Source organism: Paraliomyxa miuraensis (assembly GCF_026337845.1).
Taxonomy (GTDB): Bacteria; Myxococcota_A; Polyangia; order Nannocystales; family Nannocystaceae; genus Paraliomyxa; species Paraliomyxa miuraensis.
This window is the reverse complement of sequence record NZ_JAOVZF010000146.1, coordinates 1-23,399: the sequence shown is the minus strand read 5'-3', so window position 1 is coordinate 23,399 and position 23,399 is coordinate 1. Positions and strand designations below refer to the sequence as shown.

The window sequence follows — 23,399 nt, the reverse complement described above, 5'->3', positions numbered from 1 at the left end:
ACCGCGCCCATGATCGACGTGGTCGACGTGGCGATCGTGGGCGCGGGTACGGCCGGGGCGGCGGTGGCGGCCCTGTGTGCCGAGCGGGGGCTGTCGACGATCTGCGTGGATCGTCGGCCGCTCCACGAGGCGGGGGCGCGGTGGGTCAACGGCGTGCCCGCGTGGGCCTTTGGCGAGGCGGGCTTGCAGCCGCCCCAGGGCGAGGAGCTTCGCGCGGCCGATCACGTGTTCCATCTCGTGGTGGGCTGGGGCCCTTCGCGGCTCACCCTTCGGGGGCACGGGCTGCTCGAGGTGGACATGCCTCGATTGGTAGAGCGGCTGCAGGATCTCGCCCGCTCGGCCGGGGCCCGGCTCCGCGGCGAGGTGGAGATCACCGGGATCGAGGGCACGCGGCTGCGGCTCGCCGACGAGGCGATCGACGCGCGGTGGATCGTCGATGCCTCGGGCCTGTCGGGGGCTCGCCTGCTGCGACAGGCTCCGGTGCCGCGGACCGATCTGTGCGCGGCGGCCCAGCAGGTCCACGCGCTCGCGGATCCAAAGGCGGCACGCGCGTGGCTGGCCAAGCACGAGGCGAGCGAGGGACACACGCTGTGCTTCACCAGTGTGGCGGGCGGGTACTCGATCGTCTCGGTGCGGGTAGAGGGAGACTCGGTCGGGATCCTGACCGGCAGCATTCCCGCGCTGGGGCATCCATCGGGTCAGCGCCTGCTCGACGAGTTCGTGGCCGAGCACCCGTGGATCGGGGCGCGGCGCTTCGGAGGGGCGCGAGCGGTGCCGCTCGGGCGGCCGCGCGACGTGCTGGCCGAGGGTCCCGTGGCGCTCGTCGGTGACGCGGCGGGTCAGGTGTTCTCGGCGCACGGCTCGGGGATCGCCGCGGGCCTGCTCGCGGCGAGGCTGTTGGCCGACACCCTGGCCGAGGGGGGAGATCCCGAGCGCTATGCCGTGCGGTGGCAGCGACGCTACGGCGGGCTGTTTGCCGCCTACGACGCGTTTCGGCGGTTCTCGCAGGGCCTGTCGGTGTCGGAGGTCGAGCGGATGATCGAGGGGGGCCTGCTCGACGAGGCCTCGGCGATCGCGGCGCTGCGACAGGAGCTGCCTCCGTTGCCGCTGTCGCAGCTGCTCGGCAAGGCGCGGAGGCTGTTGCGCGCGCCGGGACTCGCCGCGAGGTTCGCTCCCGTGGCCGCTCGCATGGTCGCGGCGCAGGGCCTCTACCGTGGCTATCCGGCCGAGGCCACGCAGCGGGCGCGCTGGTGCACCTGGGCGGCGCGCTTGCTCGATTGAGCTCTTACTGGCGTCGACGGCGACGAGTCCCGAGGCCCAGCAGCACGAGCATGCTCGCGAGCAAGCCCGCCGGTTCGCGTGGTCCGGTGTGGCAGCCACAGCCGCCACCCCCAGCGTCGGTGGCTCCAGACCCCGTGCTGCCCGAGCCGTCGCTCGAAGAGCCGGTGGAGGCCGGCGGAGGAGGCGGAGGAGGCGGGCTCCCGGTGGTGTCGTCGCCCGCGCTGCCGGGTACGGTCACCTCGATGGGCGCGGAGAACTGCACCTGACCGTTGACGTCGGCGGCCGCGTCGAGGGTGTGGGTCCCGGGCATCAGCCCCACCGTGAAGATCATGTCCTCGGTGTCGCAGCCTTCGTCACCGCTCTGGCAGTTGGTCACCGTCATGCCATCGACGCGGATGTTGATGCTGAACGGCGGTCGCGGGCCGCACACGCAGCCGTCGCACGAGCACGTGTAGGGCGCGGTGACGCGGACGTCGGTGGTCGCACCAACGGTGGCGCCATCGGCTGGGCTGACGATCTGGACCACGTCCGTGGAGGGCTCGCACTCGCTGCACGGCTCGCCCGTGGAGCTGCTGCCGGAGCCGGAGTCGGAGCCGGTGCTCGAGCCCGTGTCGGTGCCCGAGCCCGTGTCGGTGCCGGTGCCGGTGCCGGTTCCCGTGCCGGTGCCGGTTCCCATGCCTCCGGCCCAGGCGGTGGCGGGAATCAGGAGCGTCGACGCAACCAGCGAGGAGCGGAGCCAGGTCCAAGTCATGGTGGCCGACGGTAGCACGGGGCGACGGGATTCGGGGAGCGCGTGCCCTTCGACGACGCTCGTCGAGCTGCTAGCCTTGGCGCCCGATGCCCGACGACGAACTCGAGCCGCTGCCTTCCCTCTCCGTGGAGGACGTGCGGGCGGCCGCAGCCCGCATCGACGGTCGCGTGCATCGAACGCCGGTGCTGCGCATCGAGGCGCTCGATGCCCGCGCCGGGGTCGAGCTGTGGCTCAAGGCCGAGAACCTCCAGCGGATCGGCGCCTTCAAGGCGCGCGGGGCCATGCACGCGGTGGGGCACCTGACTCGAGGCGAGCGCGACCGCGGCATCATCACGTTCAGCTCGGGCAACCACGCGCAGGCGGTGGCCCTGGCCGCGCGCAGCTACGGCTGTCGGGCCACGATCGTGATGCCCACCGACGCGCCTGCGATCAAGGTGGCGGGGGTTTCCGCCCTGGGCGGTGAGGTGATCTTCGCCGGCACCACGTCCGACGAGCGCAAGGCGGTCGCCCTCGAGCTGGCCGAGCGCACCGGGGGGGCCGTAGTCCAGCCGTTCGATCACCCGCACATCGTGGCGGGCGCGGGCACGGCCACGCTCGAGCTGCTCGACGAGGTGGCGGTGCGCACCGGCGGCGGCACCCTCGATGCGCTGCTGGTGCCCGTGGGGGGCGGAGGCCTGATCGCTGGCGCGTGCCTGGCGGCGGCGGCCACCGGCACCAAGGTCTACGGCGCGGAGCCGCACGGCTGCGATGCCATGGCGCGCAGCCTCGAGGCGGGACGACGGGTGGCGGTGCCGCCCGGACCCACGCTGGCCGATGGCCTCAAGCCAACCATGGTGGGGCGCCTCAACTTCGCGATCGCCCAGGCCCACCTGGCCGGATCGTTTCGCGTGAGCGACGAGCAGCTCGGTCCCGCGTTGGTGTCGCTGTTGGTGCACGGCAAGGTGCTGGTCGAGCCCTCGGGCGCCGCCGGGCTCGCGGTGGCGCTGGCGGGCCTCGTGCCGGGCCAGGACCAGCGCCAGCGATCGGACCAGGAACCTCCGCGCCGGATCGGCGTGATCCTCTCGGGCGGCAACGTCGACCCTGCTCTGGTCGCCTCGCTGCTCACCATGCATGGAGGAACCGCCTGATGCCGTCGCGCTCGCTCATCAGGCTGGGATTGGTCGTGGGTCTGGCCGGCTGCCCCGCCAAGCGCGACGACGGCGGGAGCGCACAGACCCCCAAGGCGCAGGGCACCGAGCCGGCGGCCGATGGGGCCGTTGCGGTGCCGCCGACGGCCGACGACGACGATGATGCCGAGCGCAACGAGTCGGCGCACCACGTGGTGTTCGCCGATCGCACCAGCCAGGCCTATCTGCTGCTGCTGACCGAGGGCTCGGGCCACGCGCTCGACCGCGAGGCGCTGGCCGAGCTGGTGCGCAAGGCCCTGGCCGGGGCCGATGACGAGCCCGAGGCCAAGCTGTTGCTCGAGATGGTCGCCACCGAGCCACGCCCACCTCAGGGCGATCCCTCGCTCGATCCCAGCGAGCGCGACGAGATCCGCCACCGCGATCTGCTCGGCCTGCACCTGGACCTGCTGCCAGTGGCGCCCGCGGGCGAGGAGCCGCTCATACCGCTCGAGGTGCTGCGCGATCCGATCTCGACGCGGGCCCTCACCGATGCGGAGCGCACGAGCCTGCCCGCCCGTCGCCACGCCCTGGTGTTGCGGGCCCACTACCGCAACCGCTACGGGATCCGCGGGCTGCGGCTGCTCCAGACCCTGGTGCGCATCGTCGCCATCGATCGCAAGGCGCTGGTCCACGATCCCGACACCGGCGAGACCATGGGCGTGGAGGCGTTCACGGCTCGTCGCCTGCAGTCGACCGTGGGCAACGTGGCCGACCAGGTCGTGGTGGTGCCGTTCCCCGACGAGCGCAACGGCGAGGGCTCCGTGCGGCTCACCACCCGGGGCATGCGTCGCTTCGGCAGCGTCGATCTCGAGCTCGATGGACTGCCGCGCGAGGTCGAGGCGCTCGAGGCCGCCACCCACCTGCTCTACGGCCTGGCCTTCAAGATGGTGCGGGCCGGGGAGTACGATCAGGAGGGCTATGCGGTCGAGGTCGACGACGTGATCGAGGTGACGCACCACGACGTGACCTCGGCCTACGCAGGCCAGACCGGGAAGGTGCCCCGCTGCGACGGCTGTCCCGAGCGCGTGCGCCTGCACCTGGTGGAGCGTCCCGCCGAGGCCCACGATCCCATCGAGCACGTGGTGGCCCGGATCGTGGCTCCCCGGGTCGACAGCGATGCGGCCGACTACGATCACCCCGCGTGGGTTCGGGGGGCGCTGGCCGATCTGCTGGGCGTGCGCTGAATCGTGTAAGGTTCCCCGGTGACCGAGCAGACCGCAGCGCCGAGCCAGGAACCGGCCCCGCTGGTGTGGATCGACATGGAGATGTCGGGCCTCGACCCCGACGCCTGCCGCATCCTCGAGATCGCGACCATCATCACCAACGCCGACCTCGAGGTCTTGGTCGAGGGTCCCGACCTGGTGGTGCACCAGCCCGACGCCGTGCTCGATGCCATGGACGAGTGGTGCACGCGTCATCACGGCGACAGCGGGCTGACCGAGCAGGTGCGCGCGTCGACCATCGACGAGGCCGAGGCCGAGCGTCAGACCCTCGAGCTCCTGGCCCGTTGGACGCAGGCGGGGGCCTCACCGCTGTGCGGCAACTCGATCCACCAGGATCGACGCTTCATCGCGCGCTACATGCCCCGGCTCGATGCGTTCCTGCACTACCGGATGGTCGATGTGTCGTCGCTCAAGGAGCTGTCGCGCCGCTGGTATCCCGACCTCAAGCCGCCGCCAAAGCGCGAGACCCACCGAGCGCTCGACGACATCCGCGAGTCGATCGAAGAGCTGCGGTTCTATCGCACCACGCTGTTTCGCGCGCCGTAGCGGCCACGGGCCCGAGTCCGGCGGTCCCTAGGACTCGGCGAATTCGATCGCGTAGAAGCGCTCGCCACGAACCCACGGCCCGCGCCGGGCCGCGTCGATCCCCGCCTTGCGGCACAGCGCCGCCACGAATTGCGTGGGCTCGGGCAGGCTCTCCCACACCACGGGCAGGAACACGGCCCGTCGCGCGTCGTCGTGGAGCACCAGGCCATCGCGGCCGGGCACGAGCGCGGCGGTGATCGCCTCGAGCCCTTGCTCGTCCATCGGCTCGGGTGGCGTGAGCACCGAGATCGACGCGTGCAGCCGCGGCAGCTCGTCGGGCCGAGGCACCGGCGTGCGCGGATCGTGCAGCCCGGCTTGCACCGCGAAGTACCGCACGCCGTCGCGCAGCGAGCGGTGCGGCTCGAGGGTTCCGATGCAGCCGACGAGGCGCTCGCCCTGGTGCCACGACACGAACAAGCGCGAGGGCTCGTCGAGCCCGGGGTCGGCCGGCGGGGGATCGATCGGCGTCGTGGGCACGCCCATCGCCTCCGTCAGCGCATGCCGAGCCGACGCCAGCAACCAGCGCCGGCTGATCGGCGACAGCTGCCCTTGCGTCGTCAGACCAGCCTCGGGGATCCCCGGTTTCACGGCTTCGATCTTGCCTCGATCCACTGCCCTTGGCCATGCCGACCCGCGCGCGAAATGGTGTAGGGTCGGCGTCGAGATGCCCGCACCGAGACCATCCCGTCGTCGCGTTCGCTCCGCCGGCCGTGCACCCGTGCGCGGCCCGGGCCGGCGCCGCACCTGGCTCGGTGCCTTCGTGCTCCTCGGCGTGGGCATCGGCCAGCCCGGGCATGCCGACGAGGGCCAGTGGATGCCCAAGCAGCTCGCCGAGCTGCCGCAGGCCGAGCTGAAGCAGGCGGGCCTGCGCCTGTCACCCAGCGAGCTGTGGAACCCGAGCGATGGCGGGCTGATGCGCGCGGTCGTGAACCTCTCGGGCTGCTCGGCGGGGTTCCTGTCCAACAAGGGCCTGCTGGCCACCAATCACCACTGCGCCTACGGGGCCATCCAGTCCAACAGCTCGGTCGAGCACGACTACCTGCGCGATGGCTTCGTGGCCGCCACGCTGGCCGACGAGCTGCCCGCGCGCGGCAGCACGGTCAAGGTGCTCGTGTCGATCGACGACGTGACGGAGTCGATGCGGAAGGTCGCCGAGGCCGAGCCCGATCCGGCCCGCCGCGCTCGCGCGTTCGAGCAGGCCGGCTCCACGATGGTGGCCACATGCGAGCAGGAGCACCCCGGCCACCACTGCCAGGTGGCCGAGTTCTACAACGGTCACGAGGTCCAGCTGCTGCGCTACCTCGAGCTGCTCGACGTGCGCCTGGTCTACGCGCCGCCGTCGTCGATCGGCAACTACGGGGGCGAGGTCGACAACTGGATGTGGCCGCGCCACACCGGCGACTTCTCCATGCTGCGCGCCTACGTGGGCCCCGATGGCAAGCCGGCCGCGTACGCCGAGGACAACGTGCCCTACGTGCCCGAGCGTCACTTCGAGCTCGGCACCGAGGGCGTGGGCCCGGGCGACTTCGTGGCGATCCTGGGCTATCCGGGCAAGACCGAGCGCTACCTGCCGGCGGTGGAGCTTCGGCGCAAGCTCGAGCAATTCCTGCCCGCTCGCGTGTCGCTCTACGGCGAGTGGATCGAGCTGCTCGAGCGCCTGGGCCAGGCCGATCCCGCCGTGCGCATCAAGGTGGCGGCCAAGCTGCGTGGCCTGCAAAACCGCCACAAGAACTCGCGCGGCATGATCGAGGGGATCCACCGCAATGGCCTGCTGGCCCGGCGCCAGGCCGAGGACGAGGCGATGGCGGTCTGGCTGGCCGGGCAGCCGCCCGACGTCCAGGCCCGGCATGCGGGGGTGCTCGAGGGCCTGAACGCGCTCAGCGAGCGGCGCCACGCGGGATTCGAGCGCGACTTCCTGATCGAGAACCTCGGCGGCGGGGCCAATGCGCTGGCGGTGGCGATCGACCTGGTGCGGCGCGCCAGGGAGCAGGCCAAGCCCGATCTCGAGCGCCGCGGTCCCTACCAGGAGCGCGGCGCCGAGCGGCTGTGGTCGCGCCAGAACGGACGCCTGCACGACTACGACGCGGGCGTGGACGAGGCGCTGATGGTCGCGCTGTTTCGCCGCATCGAGGCCCTCCCTCCCGAGCTGCGCTTCACCGGCTTCGGAGTGGCCGACGTCCCGCGGGTGCTGCGGGCGACCAAGGTGACCGAAGAGGCGTTCGCCAAGGCGGCCTTCGATGCCGCCGATGCCGAGGCGCTCGCCGCCAGCCGCGACCCCCTGCTGGTGCTGGCGCACGAGCTGGTCGAGGCGATCGAGCAGCACGAGGAGCGGTCGGATCGCGACAGCGGCGAGCTGCTGGTGCTGGGCCCGCGCTACTTCGAGATGCTCGAGGCGGTACGCGGCGGGCCCGTATACCCCGATGCCAACGGCACGCTGCGCTTCTCTCACGCCACCGTGCAGGGCTACACGCCGCGCGACGGCATGCTCGCGACCCCACAGACGGTGCTGGCGGGTCAGGTAGCCAAGCACACGGGGCAGGAGCCGTTCGACCTGGCCGAGGCGGTGCGCAACGCGGCTCCCTCGGCCGCGCAGAGCTACTGGTCCGACCCCGCGCTGGGCGACGTACCCGTGGCGTTCCTCGCCAACGGCGACACCACCGGGGGCAACTCGGGCAGCCCGGTGATCGATGGCCAGGGTCGCTTCATCGGTCTGAACTTCGATCGCGTGTGGGAGAACATCGCGGGCGACGTGGGCTGGAACCAGGCACGCTCGCGCAACATCATCGTCGACGTTCGCTACCTGCTGTGGGTGCTCGACGAGGTGACCGACGCGGGTCCGTTGCTCGAGGAGCTCGGTGTGGCTCACCTGCGCGACGCTCCGCCTCGCTCGGCCAGCGACTCGGCGCGAGGGGCCATGGGCAACAGCGGTCACGCGACCCCCAGCGCCCGCGACGAAGGCGAAGGCCTGGTCGGTACGCCGCTCGACCAGACCAAGCCCCTCGAGACCGCACGAAGCGGCACATCCGGGGGCGGTTGTGCGTGCAGCAGCGGTGGGCCATCGGAGCACGCTGGCTGGTCCTGGCTCGGCGGGCTGCTCTTGATGGGCGTACGACGCCGCGGCCCACGCGGCTGAATCGCCGCGATCGCCTCTCGACGTGCCTCCGTAGCCGCCGAGACGGCAATTGCGCGATACGCGCATACGCCGGACGATGGTCTATGATTGGGGCGCATGGCTCGGACCACGCCCCAGATCAACCTGAACCTCAACGTCCGCGGGATGCAGGCATCGGCGACGGTGGCGATCAACGAGCGCAGCAACTCGCTCATCGCCCAGGGGCGCGAGGTGCTCAAGCTCGGGCTCGGACAGTCGCCGTTCCCGGTACCGGAGCCGGTGGTCGAGGCGCTACGCCGCAACGCCCACGAGAAGGACTACCTGCCGGTCAAGGGCCTCGCCGCGCTGCGCGACGCCGTGGCCGACTACCACTCCCGATCCAACGGCCTGGTGCGCACCGGAGAGGACGTGCTCATCGGACCCGGGAGCAAGGAGCTGATGTTCCTGTTGCAGCTGGTGTTCTACGGAGACCTCGTCATTCCCACGCCGGCATGGGTCTCGTATGCCCCGCAGGCCCGCATCATCGGCCGGCAGGTGCGCCTGGTCTCCACGCGGCAAGAGGACGACTGGCGCCTGAGCCCCGAGCAGCTCGCCGCCCTGTGCGAGGAGGATCCGGGGCGCCCACGGATCTTGATCCTCAACTATCCCTCCAATCCAACCGGGGCGACCTTTCGCGTGGACGAGCTGCGCGCCCTGGCCCGGGTGGCAGCGCAGCACCGCGTGGTGATGCTGTCCGACGAGATCTACGGGGAGGTGCACCACAAGGGACAGCACGTGTCGATCGCTCGCTTCTATCCCGAGGGCACGATCATAAGCGCAGGACTCTCCAAGTGGTGCGGAGCCGGGGGCTGGCGGCTGGGGACGTTCTTGTTCCCGCCGACCATGCGGTGGTTGCTCGACGCGATGGCCGCAGCGGCCAGCGAGACCTTCACGTCGACCAGCGCGCCCATCCAGCACGCGGCGGTCACGGCGTTCCGCGGCGGGGAGGAGATCGAGGAGTACCTCCAACGCTCGCGACGCGTGCTGGGGGCGCTGGGTCGCTGGTGCCACCGTCGACTGACGGAAGGCGGCCTACGCTGCTGCAAGCCGTCGGGAGGCTTCTACCTGTTTCCCGACTTCAGCACGCGCGCGTCGGCGCTTGCCGCCCGGGGCATCGACGACAGCGTGGGGCTGTGCGAGCGGCTGCTCGAGGACACCGGCGTGGCGATCCTGCCCGGAAGCTGCTTTGGTCGCGACGTACGCGAGCTGACGGCGCGCCTGGCCTACGTGGACTTCGACGGGGAGGCGGCGCTGCACGCCGTTGCGGCGCTGGGCAAGGACGCCCCACTCGACGACGCGTTCCTCCGCCGCCATTGTGCCAAAGTGACCAAGGCGATCGATCGCATGGTCGAATGGGCGAGCGACTGACTCGGAGGTCGGTGAGGTCCTGGCCGAGGCGGCCTGGAGCGAGACGGGGATCACCATGCCGTGGCCCTGGCGATAGAGGCCATGCCGTCGCAGGCGCTCGCGCAGCACCTTGCGCGAGCAGCCGGCCCGGCGGGCGGCCTCGCTGAGGTTGTCACCGGTCTGGTGGAGGAGCTGGCGCAGATACCATCCATCGACCTCGCGCCGCATGGCGGAGAACGGACGCCCGGCCAGCGCCTCGAGCGACGGCGGAGCCAGCGGATCGAGGGCCAGGTGGCACCGCTCGATGCGATCGCTCGTGGCGTGGACCAGCGCGCCATCGAGCACCTTGCGAAGCTCGCGAACGTTGTCGGGCCACGGGTGGCTGGCCAGCGCTTGCAAGGCCTCGGCGTCCAGGTCCACGGCCGATCGGCGGGCCCGGTGGAGCATGACCTCGACCAGGGGCAGCAGATCGTCGGGACGGTCCCGCAGCGGCACCACCTCGAGCACCCGGTCGGCCCATCGCTGGGCCAGCGCCGGGTGCAGGCGACCCTCTCGCCGTAGGCCGGCCTCCGGGACGTGGCTCGTTGCGATGAGCCGGACCGAGCCATTCGAGGCCTCGGCCAGACGGCGCTCGAGCGCGACCTGGTCTTCGAGGGACCAGTCCTCTAGATCATCGAGGACCAGCGTTCCTCCCTGTTCTACGAGGGTGGCCCACAGGTTGGCCGGGGGTGAGGGCTCGGCCGCGGTACACGGGAGGAAGATCGCGTGGGCCGAGCACGAGGCAAGATGGAGCAGACGGGCCAGCAAGGACTTGCCAACTCCGGATTCTCCCATGAGGAGCACGCCCAGAGGGCTCGAGGACCATGAACGCATGCGAGCCAAGGCCTGCTGCATGCTCGGGTCGTGGGTGACGAATGCGTCGAAGGGATCGAGAACGGTGATCGCGGTGGACATGAGGCCATGACAGAAGCAACACGCGGGCCAACCATGCGATCGAATGATCCCGCATCGATCCGTCGAACACGGGCGGGTCAATGGCCCACCGGTTGGCCACCCCGGTCCGCCGGTTGGCCACCCCAAGTTCGACTCTCGGTAGACCTCACCGACCGCGCAGCGATCGGACATGGACGTGGGAAGGACCCGCTGGATCCCTACTCGTCGGAGGAGGCCGGCGACGGACCGTCCACGAAGCTCACGGCCGCGCGGAGCCGGTCCAGGGCGCGCGTGGCTGCGTTCCAGGCCTCGACCGAGCGGAATCCATGGCGCTTGTCGTTGTGCACCACGGTGTGGGTGTATCCAGCCAGGCCGCAGAACAGCAGCTCGAACACGTTCTTGATGTGGTCGTCGAACACGTAGAAGCCGCTGGGGACCGACTCGTCCACGCGAATGGTCACCAGCTCGCGGTCGACCATGGTGTCGTTGACCACCCAGTCGCCGTTCTCCACGCCCTTGCTGCCCACGTCGGGCACGTCGTGCCACAGGAAGTCGGGCCAGCGACCCCAGTGGTGGTCCGACGTCGCCGGGCAGTAGGCCTGTGGCTGGCCCCGCTCGTCTCGTCGCACCAGGTAGTCGAGCGTGGCCTCACCGAAGCGCGCCTTGACGTCCACCTGCCAGCGCTCGGTGCGAGCCTCGGGATTGGCGCCGGTCTTGGTCACGCGGAGGCGGGTGACCACGCCGTTCCACACGGCCGAGGCCTGGTCGGTGTCGGCGCAGATGTTGTGAGCCTGACGCAGGGCCAGGTGCAGCAGCGCGGTGAACTGCGAGGGATCGTCGCGCTTCATCTCGCGGCTGAGGGTGCAGCGCAGCGGAGACTGCAGCGGGACCTCGATGTCCTCGCTCGGCACGCGCGAGGCGACCCACGTGTCGCCTCGCTGCGTGTAGCGATCCATCTCGGCCACGATGCGATTGCCGGCCGGATCGTAGTACACGCGCAGCAGCTTGCGAGACGCGGCATCGTCCATGTGCGTGCCCAGGAAGTACCGCCCCTCCGGTCCCGGATCCGCGCCCGGTCGCAGGTCGATCACGGTGGTCTGGTCGCGCTGTACGGGATAGCCGGTGTGGGGATCGAAGGCGTCGACCTTGATCTTGGCCTCGATGCGGGCGCCCGAGACGTCGATGACGTTGTAGTCGCCCTCCACGGTGGTCACGTAGCGCGGATTCTTGGCGAACGACACCGTCTCGAGCTCGGGCAGGTGCCGAAAGAACGCGGTGCCCATGTCGGGTCGCTGGCCGTCGGGAAGCTCGATGGCGGTCACGTGCATCAGCTCGCGACGGCTTCCCATGGGCCAGCGAAAGCCCTTGCCGCGGCCGGGGCCGGTGAACTGCAGACGATCGGGGCGACTGTCGTTGCGCGAGCCACCAAAGCGACGGAACCCCCGCCGTCGCTGGCCGGTGCCATCCAGACGGCTGTAGCTCGAGCCCAGCTCGAGCACGCTGGCCAGCATCTCGAGCAGCAGCTCGCGATCGTAGATCGTGGTGCGGCCCGTGTCCGCGCGGTACTCCTCCACGCGAGGCGGGGGGTCGCCGGTCAAGGTCAGCCCGAGCAGCTCCAGCACCGCCTTGACGTCGCAGTGACCGGCCCACGACACCCAGTCGATCGCGCCCTGCTGGACGAATCCCCCTTCGTCCCAGTCGAAGCGGATGCCCTTGCGCAGGTGCGGGTCGTCGGGGGCGCGGCGGAACGTGAGCTGCTCGGGCTCGCGCGGAGCGCTGCGTAGCAGCTCCGGCTCGACCTCGAGCGGCTGGTGGTCCTGGAGCCGCAGCCCTCCCGCGGCGTCGCGGTACACCCACGCGCCCGCATGGGAGTGGTTTGCGGTCGGAGCGATGCGCAGCAGCTCGTAGTGCGGGGCGAGAGGGTCGGAATCGGGGACCTCGGAGACGATCCGCCGGCTCTCGGCGTCGATCAGGAAGCCACCGAGCGAGCGCTCGATGTCGGTCTCCTCGATGCCGTGGTAGGCGTACTTCTTGCGCATGAGCCAGTCGAGGTGGGCCCGCGTCTGCTGGTGCTGGCGACGGACCGACTCGCGGTTGGCCGAGTGCAGCAGCGCCATGTCCTCGCTGCCCTCCGCGGGCAGCGAGGACAGCAGCTGCTCGAGGTAGTGCACGAACGGAGCGTCGTGTCCGAAGCTGTGATACGTGCCGGTGTCGGCGTCGTCGAACTCCACCGTGCCCGCGTAGGCCTCCTCCTCGAGCTCGGTCACGGCGCGGTAGCAGCCTGCACGCTCGGAGGCCGGGAGGGTGCCGCTCCCGAGCCAGGCCTCCACGCGGCTGCGCACCTGGGTGAACAGCGCGGCGGTTCGAAGCACGCGGATCCGGTTGCGCCAGTAGCAGGGGCTGTCCGGCGGGGCGCTCTTCGGGTCCAGATCGCGGGTGGCGAGCACGTCGGCGTGGAGGGTGAGGGCGCTGGCGATCGCCTCGCGCAGCCCGGCGGCGCTGGTCGGTGGCGAGGCGGGCTCGAACGACGCGATCGACGGCCCTGGATCCTCGACCTCGGCAAAGGCAAAGCGGATCCGTGGGTGCGGTCGTCCGCCGTTGACGCGCTCGAAGAGGGTGGCGATCACCCGGCCTCCCGGTCGCAGGGGCTGGTCGCGAACGTCCTTGATGCGGGTGCCCAGGTCGAGCGTCTGCGCAGCGTCGAGGAATGCCTGGTAGGCCTCGTTGCGGACGACTTTCTTCATGAGGCTCCGATCGGGGCGAGGCGCCCACGGGCTGGGGGGATGTTACAGCGCGGTGAAGACGATGGGTGGCGCGATCGCGCTCGAATCGTGCCCCAATCCCACCCCTGGCCGGGATGGTCTGGTCGATCTCGAAGGTGGCTCCGGTTCGGGCCAGGACTGGACTATGCTCGACGCCATGGATGGGAACGCGGACGGGCGCGGGTCGATGCCGAGCACGGGGTTGGTGCTCGGTGCGGGGTTGGTGTCGGTGCTGTTGGGGTGTGGCGGCGACGGAGGGCGAGCCGATGACTCGGGGCCGACGAGCTTGACCGGGATCACGATCACCGCCACCGCCACCGACGGCGATCCCACCGAGACCTCGGCCGCCTCGGTCGACGGCACGGCCGATGGCACCGGCGGGGGTGGGCCGTGTGAGACCGACGACGACTGCCCGGCTGGGCAGCACTGCGGTGCGATGTCCAAGCAGTGCCTCGGCCCCATCGACTGCGTGCTCGACAACGACTGCGACGAGGGCTTCACCTGCGAGGAGGGCATGTGCACGATCGGGGGCGGCTGCGGGGGCTTCGTGTTCTCGTTCGACGAGGTCCCGCCCAACCTGCTCATCCTGCTCGACCGCAGCGGCAGCATGGACGGCGACGTGCCCGGCACCGGCATGAACCGCTGGGAGGTGGCGCGCGAGGCCATCTTCGGGGTGACCACCCAGTTCAACGACGCCATCGACTTCGGGCTGGCGACCTACTCGTCGTGCCTGCCCGGCGGGTGCTCACCCGGGGACATCGTGGTGCCGATCCTCCCCGTCAACGCTCCCCTCATCCAGAGCTTCCTCGACAACACGGCGGGACAGGGCAGCCTCAACGGTCAGGCGATGAACCCCGACGGCACGATCAGGTACCTGTGCGACAGCGGCAACCCCGAGACCAGCACGGGCGTGTCGCTCGACGCGCTGGTGGGCGAGCCCAGCCTGCAGGATCCCACGCGCACCAACGCGGTGCTCTTGCTGACCGATGGCGGCGAGAGCAGCGAGTGCACCGGCAGCGTCAATGGGCCGGCCGGGGCCGCCAACCTGCTGAACCAGGCCGTGCCCGTGCAGACGTTCGCGGTGGGCATGGGCGGGGCCAGCCTCTCGCAGCTCGAGCAGATCGCCATGGCGGGGGGCACCGGGCAGCCCTACTTCGCCGATCAGCCCGCGGACCTGCAGATGGCCATGGCCGCCATCGCCTCGTCGGTGACCTCGTGCACCTTCCAGCTCACCGAGGTCCCGCCCAACGCCAACGAGATCTACGTGTTCTTCGACGACGATCCCGCCGGCGTGCCCAACGACCCGGCCAACGGCTGGACCTACGACTCCACCACCAACACGATCATCTTCCACGGGGCCGCGTGCCAGGCGATCCAGGATGGATCGGTGGTGGGGATCGACATCGTCTACGGCTGCAACATGCCGCCCGTCGGGTAGCCCCGCAGGGGCCCCTCCATGTAGACTCCCGGCCGGTCTCCCGTGCGTCGTCCTTCCCCGCTCGATCTCGCGCTTGGTCTCGCGCTCGGCCTCGGCTCCCTCGCCGCGGCAAGCATGCCCCGCTCGGCGTGGGCCCACTCGGGTGGGGTCAACGGCAGCGGGTGTGGTTGTCATGGCGGGGGCACCGTGGGCATGGACATCACCACCAATCCCGCAGTCGTGTCCCCGGGCCAGACGGTGCAGGTGACGGTGACGATCTCGTCGCCCGGCGCGGCCGAGGCGGGGCTGTTCCTGCAGTCCAACGAGGGCGACTACGCAAGCCTCGGCTCGGGCCTGGCCGAGGTGGTGGCCGGGCTCACCCACACGCAGCCCCGGGCGATGGCCGGCGGTCAGGCGCAGTTCTCGTTCGACTGGACCGCCCCGGCGGCCCCGGGCGCGGTGCGCTTCGAGCTGTGGGCGGTGGCGGCCAACGGCAACAACGGCTCCTCGGGCGACCTCACCGACGAGGGCGCGTTCGACTTCGTCTACGGCTGCGAGGCGCAGACCTACTATCGCGACTTCGACGGCGACGGCTACGGCCGCACCAACCTGCCGCGGGTGCACTGCGCCGGAGCGCCCCCCGATGGCTACGCGCCGCTGCCCGACGACTGCGACGACAACCGGGCCGACACCTACCCGGGCGCGCCCGAGTACTGCAATCAGATCGACGACGATTGCGACAACGAGATCGACGAGGATGCGATCCCGGTGGATCTCTACCCCGACGGCGACGGCGACGGCTACTACGGCCAGCTCGAGTACGAGAGCGGCGAGATGATGATGGGCTGCGTGGGCACCCCTGGCTGGGCCGGGCAGCCCGGCGATTGCCGCCCCGAGGATCCCACCATCAACCCCGGCGCCGAGGAGGTCTGCAACGGATTCGACGACGACTGCGATGCCGACGTGGACGAGCGCGTGCGCCCCCAGTGCGGCGAGGGCTGGTGCCGCCGCGAGTCGATCAATTGCGAGCCCGAGGGCTGCACCCCCGGAGAGCCCAGGGACGAGGAGTGCAACTTCTTCGACGACGACTGCGACGGCGAGGTCGACGAGGACTCGCCGTGCCCCGAGGGACTGACGTGCCAGGCCGGAGAGTGCCGGGCCGGGAGCGGCCCCGAAGGGCTCGACGAGAGCGGCACCCCCGGCGACGATGGCCCGGGCGACGACGGCGGCTCGGGCACGGGAACCGGCGCTGGACAGACCGAGGGCCCCGGCGCGGGCGGCTGCGGCTGTCGCCACGGCGGTGATCCGGGAACGGCGTGGGCATGGCTGCTGGGCCTGGTCATCGGCGGGGCCGTGCGACGCCGAGAGCCGAGGGCGACCACGGAGGACGACCGATGAACGACGGGGCGACCAACGAGGGCCCGTTCGTGCACCAGCTGGCGCTGGGGCCGTGGGACAACTTCATCACCTTCATCGGGGACAAGGCCTCGCGCACCTGTGCGGTGGTCGATCCGGCCTGGGATGCGGCCACGATCCTGCGCGAGGCCGAGCGGCTCGACGTCCGCATCACGCGGATCCTGTGCACCCACAGCCACTTCGATCACGTCGATCAGGTCGAGGCCCTGCTGCAGACCGTCGACGTGCCCGTGCACATGCTGCGCGAAGAGGTCGAGTTCTCGGGGTTTCGCTGCAACAACCTCCAGCAGAACCGTCCGGGTGACGTGGTGCGCGTGGGCGAGCACGTCGACGTCACCTTCATGCACACGCCGGGGCACACGCCCGGCTCGACCAGCTACCGGCTGCGCGGCTCGATCGTGACCGGCGACACGATGTTCGTGAACGGCTGCGGGCGCTGCGACTTCATCGGTGGCGATCCCCGGGTCATGTTCGGCACGCTGCGCACGCTGGTCAGCGCGCTCCCGGGCGACACCATCATGTATCCGGGGCACGACTACGGCAGCACGCCCACCTCGACCATCGACGCCCAGCTGCGCGACAACCCGTTCCTCCAGCGCGGGACGGTGCAGGACTTCGTGGCGCACCGCATGGAGGGAAGGACGCCCGACACGCCGCTTCCGCCCCGACCCGACTGGACGCCGTCCTCGACCCACTGATCGTGCCCCATCGTGGCCCCCGAGGGGGTATGCTGGCTTGGTGGTGGTCGACGCTGCGTTGGACTCGTTGGTGCGACGCGTCATGGTCCGGGTGGCCATGATCGACGGCACGCTCCACGAGGACGAGGTCGCACGCTTGCGGTGGACGGTGGGGCGGCTGACCGGCAGCACGCCCGACGAACAGCAGGTGCGGGACGACGTCGCGGAGGTCCTGGCCAATGCCAGGCCGCTGCCCGAGCTCATCGAGCAGGCACGACGAGAGCTCGATGTGGAGGGCCGCCGCACGGTGGTGCGTGCCGCCTGTGCGATCGCCACCGCCGACGGCGTCGTGCCGGCCGCCGAAGAGGCGCTGCTCCTCGAGATTGCCCGCGGCTTGGACATCTCGCCGGCCGAGCTGCGCGCGCTCGCGAGCCCGCTGGCGCTGGCGCGTGCGCTCGCCGAACCATAGTGGGGTCCGCGGCGCCGGTTTTCTCACGATGGACGGTCCGCATGGCCCCGAAACACCGACCCTGCCGCGTGACGCGAGATGTCGGCGGCCGGCAGCGCCGCCGGGCGACACCCCGCGAAGGGGCACCCACACCACCGCGAGTGCTCGGCTGGGCAGCGGGTCACGAGAGTGTATCCTCCCGCGCATGTCCACGCGTCGAAGCGCATTGCTCATGGCTTCGCTGGTCGTACCGCTCGCGCTCGCGAGCTGCGGCAAGAAGAAGAACAACGAGGAAACCCAGCCGCCCCTGACCCCCGTGCCCGCGGTGGCCGTCGACGACGCGCCCGCACCGCAGCGCCCCGCACCCGCGGTCGAGCGCATCACGGTGACCGGCAGCATCGAGGGCCTCGACGACATGCTCGCCGCGTTCAAGAAGTTCTCCGAGAGCTACATGCCCGACGAGGCCCAGGACCCCAAGGCGGAGATCCAGGCGGGCCTCTTGGGCATGGGCTTTGGCCCCGGGTTCTTCAACAACCTCGATCTGAACGGGCTGCACGCGTTCACCACGTCCACGCCCGTCAGCGGCGGTGGGCCCCAGGACTCGAGCGTGGCGGCGAGCGTGGCGGTGGTCGACGCACGCAAGCTCATCGAGAACATGCCCCAGAGCCAGCGCCCCGCGCCGCTGGGCGAGGGCATGTGGGAGCTGGCGGTCGATTCCACCCGGCTGCTGATGCGCGAGCAGGGCAAGGAGCTCCTGCTGGGCATGTCGACGGCCGACATCGACACGGCCGGCAAGCTGCGCGGTCAGACCAAGCCCGGCGCCCGCATGCGGGTTCGCGCCACCAACATCCCGACCGACGACATCGATCCCTCCGCCGTGCTCGAGGAGCTGCCCCTGGGTGGCAAGCTGGCGCGGGACCTCGACGAGATCCTGCGCGAGCTGGAGTCGGTGGGGATGTCGCTCGATCTGGGCACCACCCGCGACTTCACGGCTGCGGTGGACGCCCAGGCGCCGTTCCACAAGCTGGGCCTGGGGCCCATCGGTCAGCCACGGGCCGCCGCCACCGCCCTCGAGTCGCGCCTGCCGGCCGACCCGGTGTTCGTGACCACGCTGTCGTGGGGCGACCCCGCGTTGCTGCACAAGCTGGTCGACAGCGTGCCCATGGGTCAGGTGCCCGATCCCGTCAAGCCGATGGTCGAGAAGGCGATGAAGAGCGCCCATGGGTTGCTCGACCAGGTCGCCAGCGACGTGACGTTCGCGCTCTACCTCGACAAGAAGGGTCAGGCCACGTTCGTGATGGCAGCCGACGTCAAGGACGACGCCAAGACCAAGGCCGCCCTGCAGGGCGTGCATCAGGTGCTCAGCGAGGGCGTGGATGCCCAGGCCACGATGGCGGGCAAGAACAAGGACGGCGCGTTCTCGGCCAAGCTCGAGCTCGACGGTCTCAAGATGCCCGGCGGCGCGGCCGATCACCTCACGATCAAGATCCCCAAGGACTTCCAGGGCGACGTGAAGAAGGCCCGGATGTTCCTGAGCAAGGGCTCGCTCGAGGCCGTCTCCTACGTGCACCAGGGCACCGCGATCATGGCGATCGGGGCCGGGGCACGCGGCCTGGTGACCGACGTGGCCAAGAACCTGGGCAAGCCTCGCAAGAGCAGCCTGGCCCAGCACGCGGGCCTCGAGAGCCTGCGCAAGTCCATGGGCGGCTGCCAGATCTGCATCGCCGGCGACCCGCTCGAGTACTTCCGCTTCCGGCTGATCCTCGTGCGCGACGACTCCGACGACAAGACGGTGCAGAAGCAGGTCGGCACCAACATGGGTCGCCTGTCCAAGCTCTCGTCGATCGGCGAGCCCGGCTTCGGGGTGAAGGTGGAGGCCGAGCAGGCCTCGGTGGGCCTGGTGGTACCGCAGGCCACGCTGTTCGCCCCGGCTGCCACCGTCAAGGCGCTGGGCGAGATCAACGAATTCGTCGACGATCCCGAGACCGCGATCGCCGAGGCGGCGCCCAAGAAGGACGAGTCCAAGCGATCCGAGAAGAAGGCTCCCGCCAAGAAGGCAGGGTGATGAAGTGAGCGGTCTGGCCGCGGTGGTGCTCGCCGCCGGGGCCTCGACCCGCATGGGCCGGCCCAAGGCGCTGCTTCGGTGGCGGGGCCGGCCCTTCGTTTGGCACGTGTGCCAGCAGGCCCGGGCGGCGGGGGCGGGGCTGGTGGTGGTGGTGGAGGGGGCGGTGGTGCTGCCGCGGGGTGAGCTCGGCGAGGGGGCGGTGGTGGTCCGGAACGACCGCTGGGCGGATGGGCCGCTCGGGAGCCTGCAGACGGGGCTGCGGGCGCTCGACGAGGCGGGGGTGAAGACGCCGGTGTTGGTGCTCACCGTCGACAGGCCGCACCTGCGAGAGCAGACCCTGCGGGCGTTGGCCAAGGCGGTGGCAGCGGAGCCCGACGCGATCTGGCAGCCACGGCTGGGGGAGCGGCGGGGGCACCCGATCGTGTACCCGGCCGACGTGGTGCCGATGCTAGTACGGCTGCGACCACCACAGACGCCCCGAACCTTGCTGGCTCAGCACGATGTCGCAGCGCGGCGAAAGCAGATCGAGGTGGATGACCCGGCCGTGCTCGATAATTTGGATGCACCCGAGGATCTGGAGCGACTACCGCCGTGAACCCGCCACGTCGATCGGCTACCGTGCCGATACAAGTGCTTCAGCAACTCGAGCTGAGGCTCGGGCCGCTGCAGCTCTTGCTCGGTGACAACGGCACGGGCAACGGGGTGGCGGGGCTGAAGGCGTTGCCGTCCGCGGCGCGTCGTTCGGACCTGATCATTCACTCGAGCCCCAGCACCGCTGCGGTGAACATCTCCCCGCGCTGCGCATAGCTCTTGTACTGATCGAAGCTCGCGCACGCGGGTGCCAGCACCACCGCCTCGCCGTGCTTGGCCAGCGCGCGCGCCTTGGGCACGGCATCGTCCATCAGGCCCGCGCGCACCACCGGCACCACGCCCTCGGCCATCGCCGCGAACTCTTCGGCCGCCTTGCCCACGGCCACCAGCCCTCGCCCCTGCCGGGCCAACACCTCGCGCAGCGGCGTGAGGTCGTCCCCCTTCGAGAGCCCGCCCGCGATCAGCACGAACGGCCGCTCGAGCCCTCGCAGCCCCGCCAGCGCGCTGGTGACGTTGGTGGCCTTGGAATCGTCGTAGTAGACCACGCCATCGAGCTCGCGAACCCGCACCATCCGATGCGGCAGTCCCTCGAATCGCTCGAGCCCCCGCTGGCACGCCTCGGCCGACACCCCCAGGTGCCGCGCGGCCAGCAGGGCGAACAGCGCATTGCGAGCGTTGTGTCCCCCGGCGATCCGCAGGCTCGACCGCGGATACTTCTCGGCCTGGTAGAGCACCAGCTGCTGGGCCGCGCCATCGTCCTCGACCACGGCCGTCTTGGGGTCGCCCACCCGCGCCACCCAGGCGCCGGTGGGGATCTCGGATGGCTGGCCCGAGCCCTCGGGAGGGGCCAGGCGATCGGTCCACTCGTCGTCGGCGTCGAGCAACGCGAGTCCCGTGGCCCCCAGCCCCCCGAAGATGCGCGCCTTGGTGCGGGCGTACTCCTCCATCGAGGCGTAGCGGTCGAGGTGGTCGGGCGTGACGTTGATGATCATCGCCACGTCGGTGGGCACCGGGGGCAGGGTCTCGAGCTGGTAGCTCGAGCACTCGAGCACCAACGAGTCGATCCACTGGGCCCCCCGCAGGGTCTCGAGCAGGCGCTCGCACAGCGGCACGCCGAGGTTGCCCCCCACGAACGGATGCCGGCCATCGGCCTGGAGCAGCGCCCCCGTGAGCGCGGTGACGGTGCTCTTGCCATTGGTCCCGGTCACCAGCACCGTGGGCACGGCCGGCCACTGCGGCTGCCCCCCAAAGCACACCAGGTGCATCGCCAGGCTCAGCTCGCCATGGATTGCCGCCGAGGGCGCCAGGCGCTCGGCCCGACGGCGGATCTCTTGCGGTGGCACCCCCGGGCTGAGGACCAGCAGATCGATGCCCTCGAACGCGGCATCGGGCGGCTGCGGCATGCCGAGGAAGGTCGATAGGTCGACCGGCAGCCCCTCGATGGACTCGCGCGCGTCGTAACCACGAACCCGGACGCCCAGTCCGACGAGCAGGTCCACGGCCGCCAGGCCGCTACGGCCCAGCCCGATCACGAGGGCGTGGTTCCAGGGAGCCCGTGCCTGCGGTCCGGGCGTGGGATGGTCGCTCGTCGTGCTCATCGCAGCTTGAGGGTAGCCACTGCCACCAGCGCCAGCATGAAGCTGATGATCCAGAAGCGGACGATCACCTTGGGCTCGGCCCAGCCCTTGAGCTCGAAGTGGTGATGGATGGGAGCCATCTTGAACACTCGCTTGCCCGTGAGCTTGAACGAGACCACCTGCACGATCACGCTGACCGTCTCGAGCACGAAGATACCGCCCACGATCACCAGGGTGAACTCGTTCTTGGACGCCACCGCCAGGAACCCCAGGCCGGCGCCCAGGGGAAGGGAGCCCACGTCGCCCATGAACACACTGGCGGGGTAGGTGTTGTACCAGAGGAAGCCGATCCCGGCCCCGATCATGGCCCCGCAGTAGATCGCCAGCTCCCCGACCATGGGCAGGTGGGGGATGCGGAGGTAGGTCGCGATGTCGAAGCCCGCAATGAGGGTACCGGCTGCATAGGTCAGCACGAGGAAGGTGGCGGCCGAGATGATCACCGGTCCAATGGCCAGCCCGTCGAGGCCGTCGGTCAGGTTGACCGCATTGGAGAACCCGGTGATCACGAACACCGCGAACACCACGTAGATCACCGGGGAGAGGCTCAGGCGGTAGCTGTCGCTGTAGAAGTCGAGCAAGGGGACCTGCACCCGATAGCGGATGTCCTCGGGGACCACCGCCGATTGCTCGAACAGCCAGTAGGAGACCGCGGCCGAGATCACCACCTGGCCCAGGAACTTGAGCTTGCCCGGCAGGCCGCCCGAGCTCTTGCGTCGGATCTTGAGGAAGTCGTCGAGGAACCCGATCACCCCGAAGCCGGCCGTGGTGAGGCTGACCAGCAGGATGTAGGGGTTGCGCATGTCGGCCCACAGGAGCGTGGGGATGATGAGCGTGAACAGGATCAGGCTGCCGCCCATGGTGGGCGTGCCTCGCTTGGACAGGTGCGACTCCGGGCCGTCGTCGCGCACCACCTGCCCGAGCTGGATCCGCTGGAGCGTGCGGATGAACCAGGGGTAGAGGACCAGCGACAGGACGAGCGCGGTGAGGGTGGCCGCGATGATGCGCGTGGACGTGTAGCGCAGCACGTTGAGCCACGAGAGCCACGCGTACTGGGCACTGAGCGGGTAGAGCAGGGTGTACAGCACGCCGGTGTCCTCGGGGTTCGTGGCTCCCGGGCGCCGTTGGCGGCGTACGCGGGGTCGATGCCCGTACCGCTACGATTGGCACACGGCGGGCCTTCCACGCAAGAATTCGCGCCACTGGCACCACCGACGATGCCTACGCAGGGCGAGTGGCAAGCTGTGCTGTTCGCTTGCCTACCGCTGCCCGCCGGACGAGCACAGCACAGCGCCCCGAAAGCCCTCCCCAATGCCCCCCTGGGGGGCAAGCTGGCTGTTCGCTTGCCTACCGCTGCCCGCCGGACGAGCACAGCACCGCGCCCCGAAAGCCCTCCCCAATGCCCCCCTGGGGGGCAAGCTGGCTGTTCGCTTGCCTACCGCTGCCCGCCGGGCGAGCCGAGCACAGCGCCCCGAAATGCCACCCCAATGCCCCCCTTGGGGGGCAAGCTGGCTGTTCGCTTGCCTACCGCTGCCCGCGGGGGGCCTAAACTAGAGCGGCGATCAGATAGCGCCAAGGGGATCGACCCTGGGGCTCGATCATGATCTCGTGGTTGGGTCATGCCCCGCCACGAGAACATCCGATGGAGCCCCGCGATCGAACTGACCAAGGTGGAGGAGATGATCTGTGCGCGGTGTAAGCGCACGGGACGGCTCTTCGCCTTCCTGCGAAGGCACCGCCACGAGCTGTTCCCCGAGGACTTCCAGGCCGAGCTCGCTGAGATCTATGCCGACACGCCCAAGGGCAAGCCGCCCGTGCCGCCCGCACTGCTGGCGATGGTGACGATCCTCCAGGCTGCCGGTGGCGTCTCGGATGCGGCGGCCGTCGAAGCAGCGGTCTTCGATCGGCGTTGGCAGATGGTGCTCGATTGCGACGGCGCCGAAACGGCACCG

Annotated in this window: 18 protein-coding genes and 1 pseudogene; 13 read left to right on the top strand and 6 right to left on the bottom strand. The window is 70.4% G+C overall.

Annotated elements, in window-relative coordinates; all coding sequences use genetic code 11:
• Positions 1-9 precede the first annotated feature (9 nt).
• On the top strand, positions 10-1,281 hold the full coding sequence (locus tag OEB96_RS12755) for a geranylgeranyl reductase family protein (RefSeq protein WP_266215876.1): 1,272 nt from the start codon (positions 10-12) through the stop codon (positions 1,279-1,281).
• 4 nt (positions 1,282-1,285) lie between these two features.
• Here OEB96_RS12755 and OEB96_RS12750 read toward each other — a convergent pair whose 3' ends face one another.
• A complete protein-coding gene (locus tag OEB96_RS12750; protein ID WP_266215875.1) occupies positions 1,286-2,032 on the bottom strand; it encodes an MYXO-CTERM sorting domain-containing protein in 747 nt (248 codons plus the stop codon).
• An 86-nt stretch (positions 2,033-2,118) separates the two neighbouring features.
• Here OEB96_RS12750 and OEB96_RS12745 point away from each other — a divergent pair, with 86 nt between their 5' ends.
• The 3 genes from OEB96_RS12745 to orn are packed head-to-tail and all read left to right on the top strand — an operon-like array spanning position 2,119 to position 4,967.
• Positions 2,119-3,159 carry a threonine ammonia-lyase gene (locus OEB96_RS12745; protein WP_266215874.1) on the top strand — a complete coding sequence of 347 codons (1,041 nt, stop codon included), beginning with the start codon at positions 2,119-2,121 and terminating at the stop codon, positions 3,157-3,159.
• On the top strand, positions 3,159-4,382 hold the full coding sequence (locus OEB96_RS12740; RefSeq protein ID WP_266215873.1) for a hypothetical protein: 1,224 nt from the start codon (positions 3,159-3,161) through the stop codon (positions 4,380-4,382). Before OEB96_RS12745 ends, OEB96_RS12740 begins: the two co-directional genes overlap by 1 nt.
• 18 nt (positions 4,383-4,400) lie before the next feature.
• The gene (orn, locus tag OEB96_RS12735) at positions 4,401-4,967 is read left to right on the top strand and encodes an oligoribonuclease (protein WP_266215872.1); all 567 of its coding nucleotides are present in this window, start codon (positions 4,401-4,403) and stop codon (positions 4,965-4,967) included.
• Between the two features lie 27 nt (positions 4,968-4,994).
• Here the strand turns inward: orn and amrA are convergent, their stop codons facing one another.
• Positions 4,995-5,594, bottom strand: coding sequence for an AmmeMemoRadiSam system protein A (amrA, locus tag OEB96_RS12730; RefSeq protein WP_266215871.1), 600 nt, complete (start codon positions 5,592-5,594; stop codon positions 4,995-4,997).
• Between the two features lie 130 nt (positions 5,595-5,724).
• Between amrA and OEB96_RS12725 the strand changes: the two genes are divergently transcribed.
• Together OEB96_RS12725 and OEB96_RS12720 are read left to right on the top strand one after the other, a co-directional pair.
• Positions 5,725-8,139: a S46 family peptidase gene (locus tag OEB96_RS12725; RefSeq protein ID WP_266215870.1), complete on the top strand. Its 2,415-nt coding sequence runs from the start codon at positions 5,725-5,727 to the stop codon at positions 8,137-8,139.
• Positions 8,140-8,235: 96 nt separating this feature from the next.
• Positions 8,236-9,525, top strand: coding sequence for a pyridoxal phosphate-dependent aminotransferase (locus OEB96_RS12720; RefSeq protein ID WP_266215869.1), 1,290 nt, complete (start codon positions 8,236-8,238; stop codon positions 9,523-9,525).
• A 324-nt stretch (positions 9,526-9,849) separates the two neighbouring features.
• Here OEB96_RS12720 and OEB96_RS46630 read toward each other — a convergent pair.
• Positions 9,850-10,458 (bottom strand): annotated as a pseudogene (locus OEB96_RS46630) (sigma 54-interacting transcriptional regulator); the annotation flags it as partial.
• Positions 10,459-10,655: 197 nt separating this feature from the next.
• Positions 10,656-13,181, bottom strand: coding sequence for a hypothetical protein (locus tag OEB96_RS12710; RefSeq protein WP_266215867.1), 2,526 nt, complete (start codon positions 13,179-13,181; stop codon positions 10,656-10,658).
• A 175-nt stretch (positions 13,182-13,356) separates the two neighbouring features.
• Here OEB96_RS12710 and OEB96_RS12705 point away from each other — a divergent pair, with 175 nt between their 5' ends.
• From OEB96_RS12705 to OEB96_RS12680, 6 genes are all read left to right on the top strand, one after another.
• Positions 13,357-14,637: a vWA domain-containing protein gene (locus tag OEB96_RS12705; protein ID WP_266215866.1), complete on the top strand. Its 1,281-nt coding sequence runs from the start codon at positions 13,357-13,359 to the stop codon at positions 14,635-14,637.
• 42 nt (positions 14,638-14,679) lie between these two features.
• A complete protein-coding gene (locus tag OEB96_RS12700; RefSeq protein ID WP_266215865.1) occupies positions 14,680-16,014 on the top strand; it encodes a choice-of-anchor V domain-containing protein in 1,335 nt (444 codons plus the stop codon).
• A complete protein-coding gene (locus tag OEB96_RS12695; protein ID WP_266215864.1) occupies positions 16,011-16,730 on the top strand; it encodes an MBL fold metallo-hydrolase in 720 nt (239 codons plus the stop codon). The genes OEB96_RS12700 and OEB96_RS12695 overlap by 4 nt, the downstream gene beginning before the upstream one ends.
• A 43-nt stretch (positions 16,731-16,773) precedes the next feature.
• Positions 16,774-17,178, top strand: a complete 405-nt coding sequence (locus OEB96_RS12690) for a TerB family tellurite resistance protein (protein ID WP_266215863.1) — start codon at positions 16,774-16,776, stop codon at positions 17,176-17,178.
• Between the two features lie 184 nt (positions 17,179-17,362).
• The gene (locus OEB96_RS12685; RefSeq protein ID WP_266215862.1) at positions 17,363-19,222 is read left to right on the top strand and encodes a hypothetical protein; all 1,860 of its coding nucleotides are present in this window, start codon (positions 17,363-17,365) and stop codon (positions 19,220-19,222) included.
• Between the two features lie 4 nt (positions 19,223-19,226).
• Positions 19,227-19,817 carry a nucleotidyltransferase family protein gene (locus tag OEB96_RS12680; RefSeq protein ID WP_266215861.1) on the top strand — a complete coding sequence of 197 codons (591 nt, stop codon included), beginning with the start codon at positions 19,227-19,229 and terminating at the stop codon, positions 19,815-19,817.
• A gap of 160 nt (positions 19,818-19,977) precedes the next feature.
• On the opposite strand, the gene murD is transcribed toward OEB96_RS12680, so the two are convergent.
• Positions 19,978-21,411, bottom strand: coding sequence for a UDP-N-acetylmuramoyl-L-alanine--D-glutamate ligase (gene murD / locus OEB96_RS12675; RefSeq protein ID WP_266215860.1), 1,434 nt, complete (start codon positions 21,409-21,411; stop codon positions 19,978-19,980).
• Positions 21,408-22,535 carry a phospho-N-acetylmuramoyl-pentapeptide-transferase gene (gene mraY / locus OEB96_RS12670; protein ID WP_266215858.1) on the bottom strand — a complete coding sequence of 376 codons (1,128 nt, stop codon included), beginning with the start codon at positions 22,533-22,535 and terminating at the stop codon, positions 21,408-21,410. Before mraY ends, murD begins: the two co-directional genes overlap by 4 nt.
• A 531-nt stretch (positions 22,536-23,066) precedes the next feature.
• Here mraY and OEB96_RS12665 point away from each other — a divergent pair.
• Positions 23,067-23,399: transposase (locus OEB96_RS12665; protein WP_266215857.1), on the top strand; the 333-nt coding region annotated here is incomplete at its 3' end.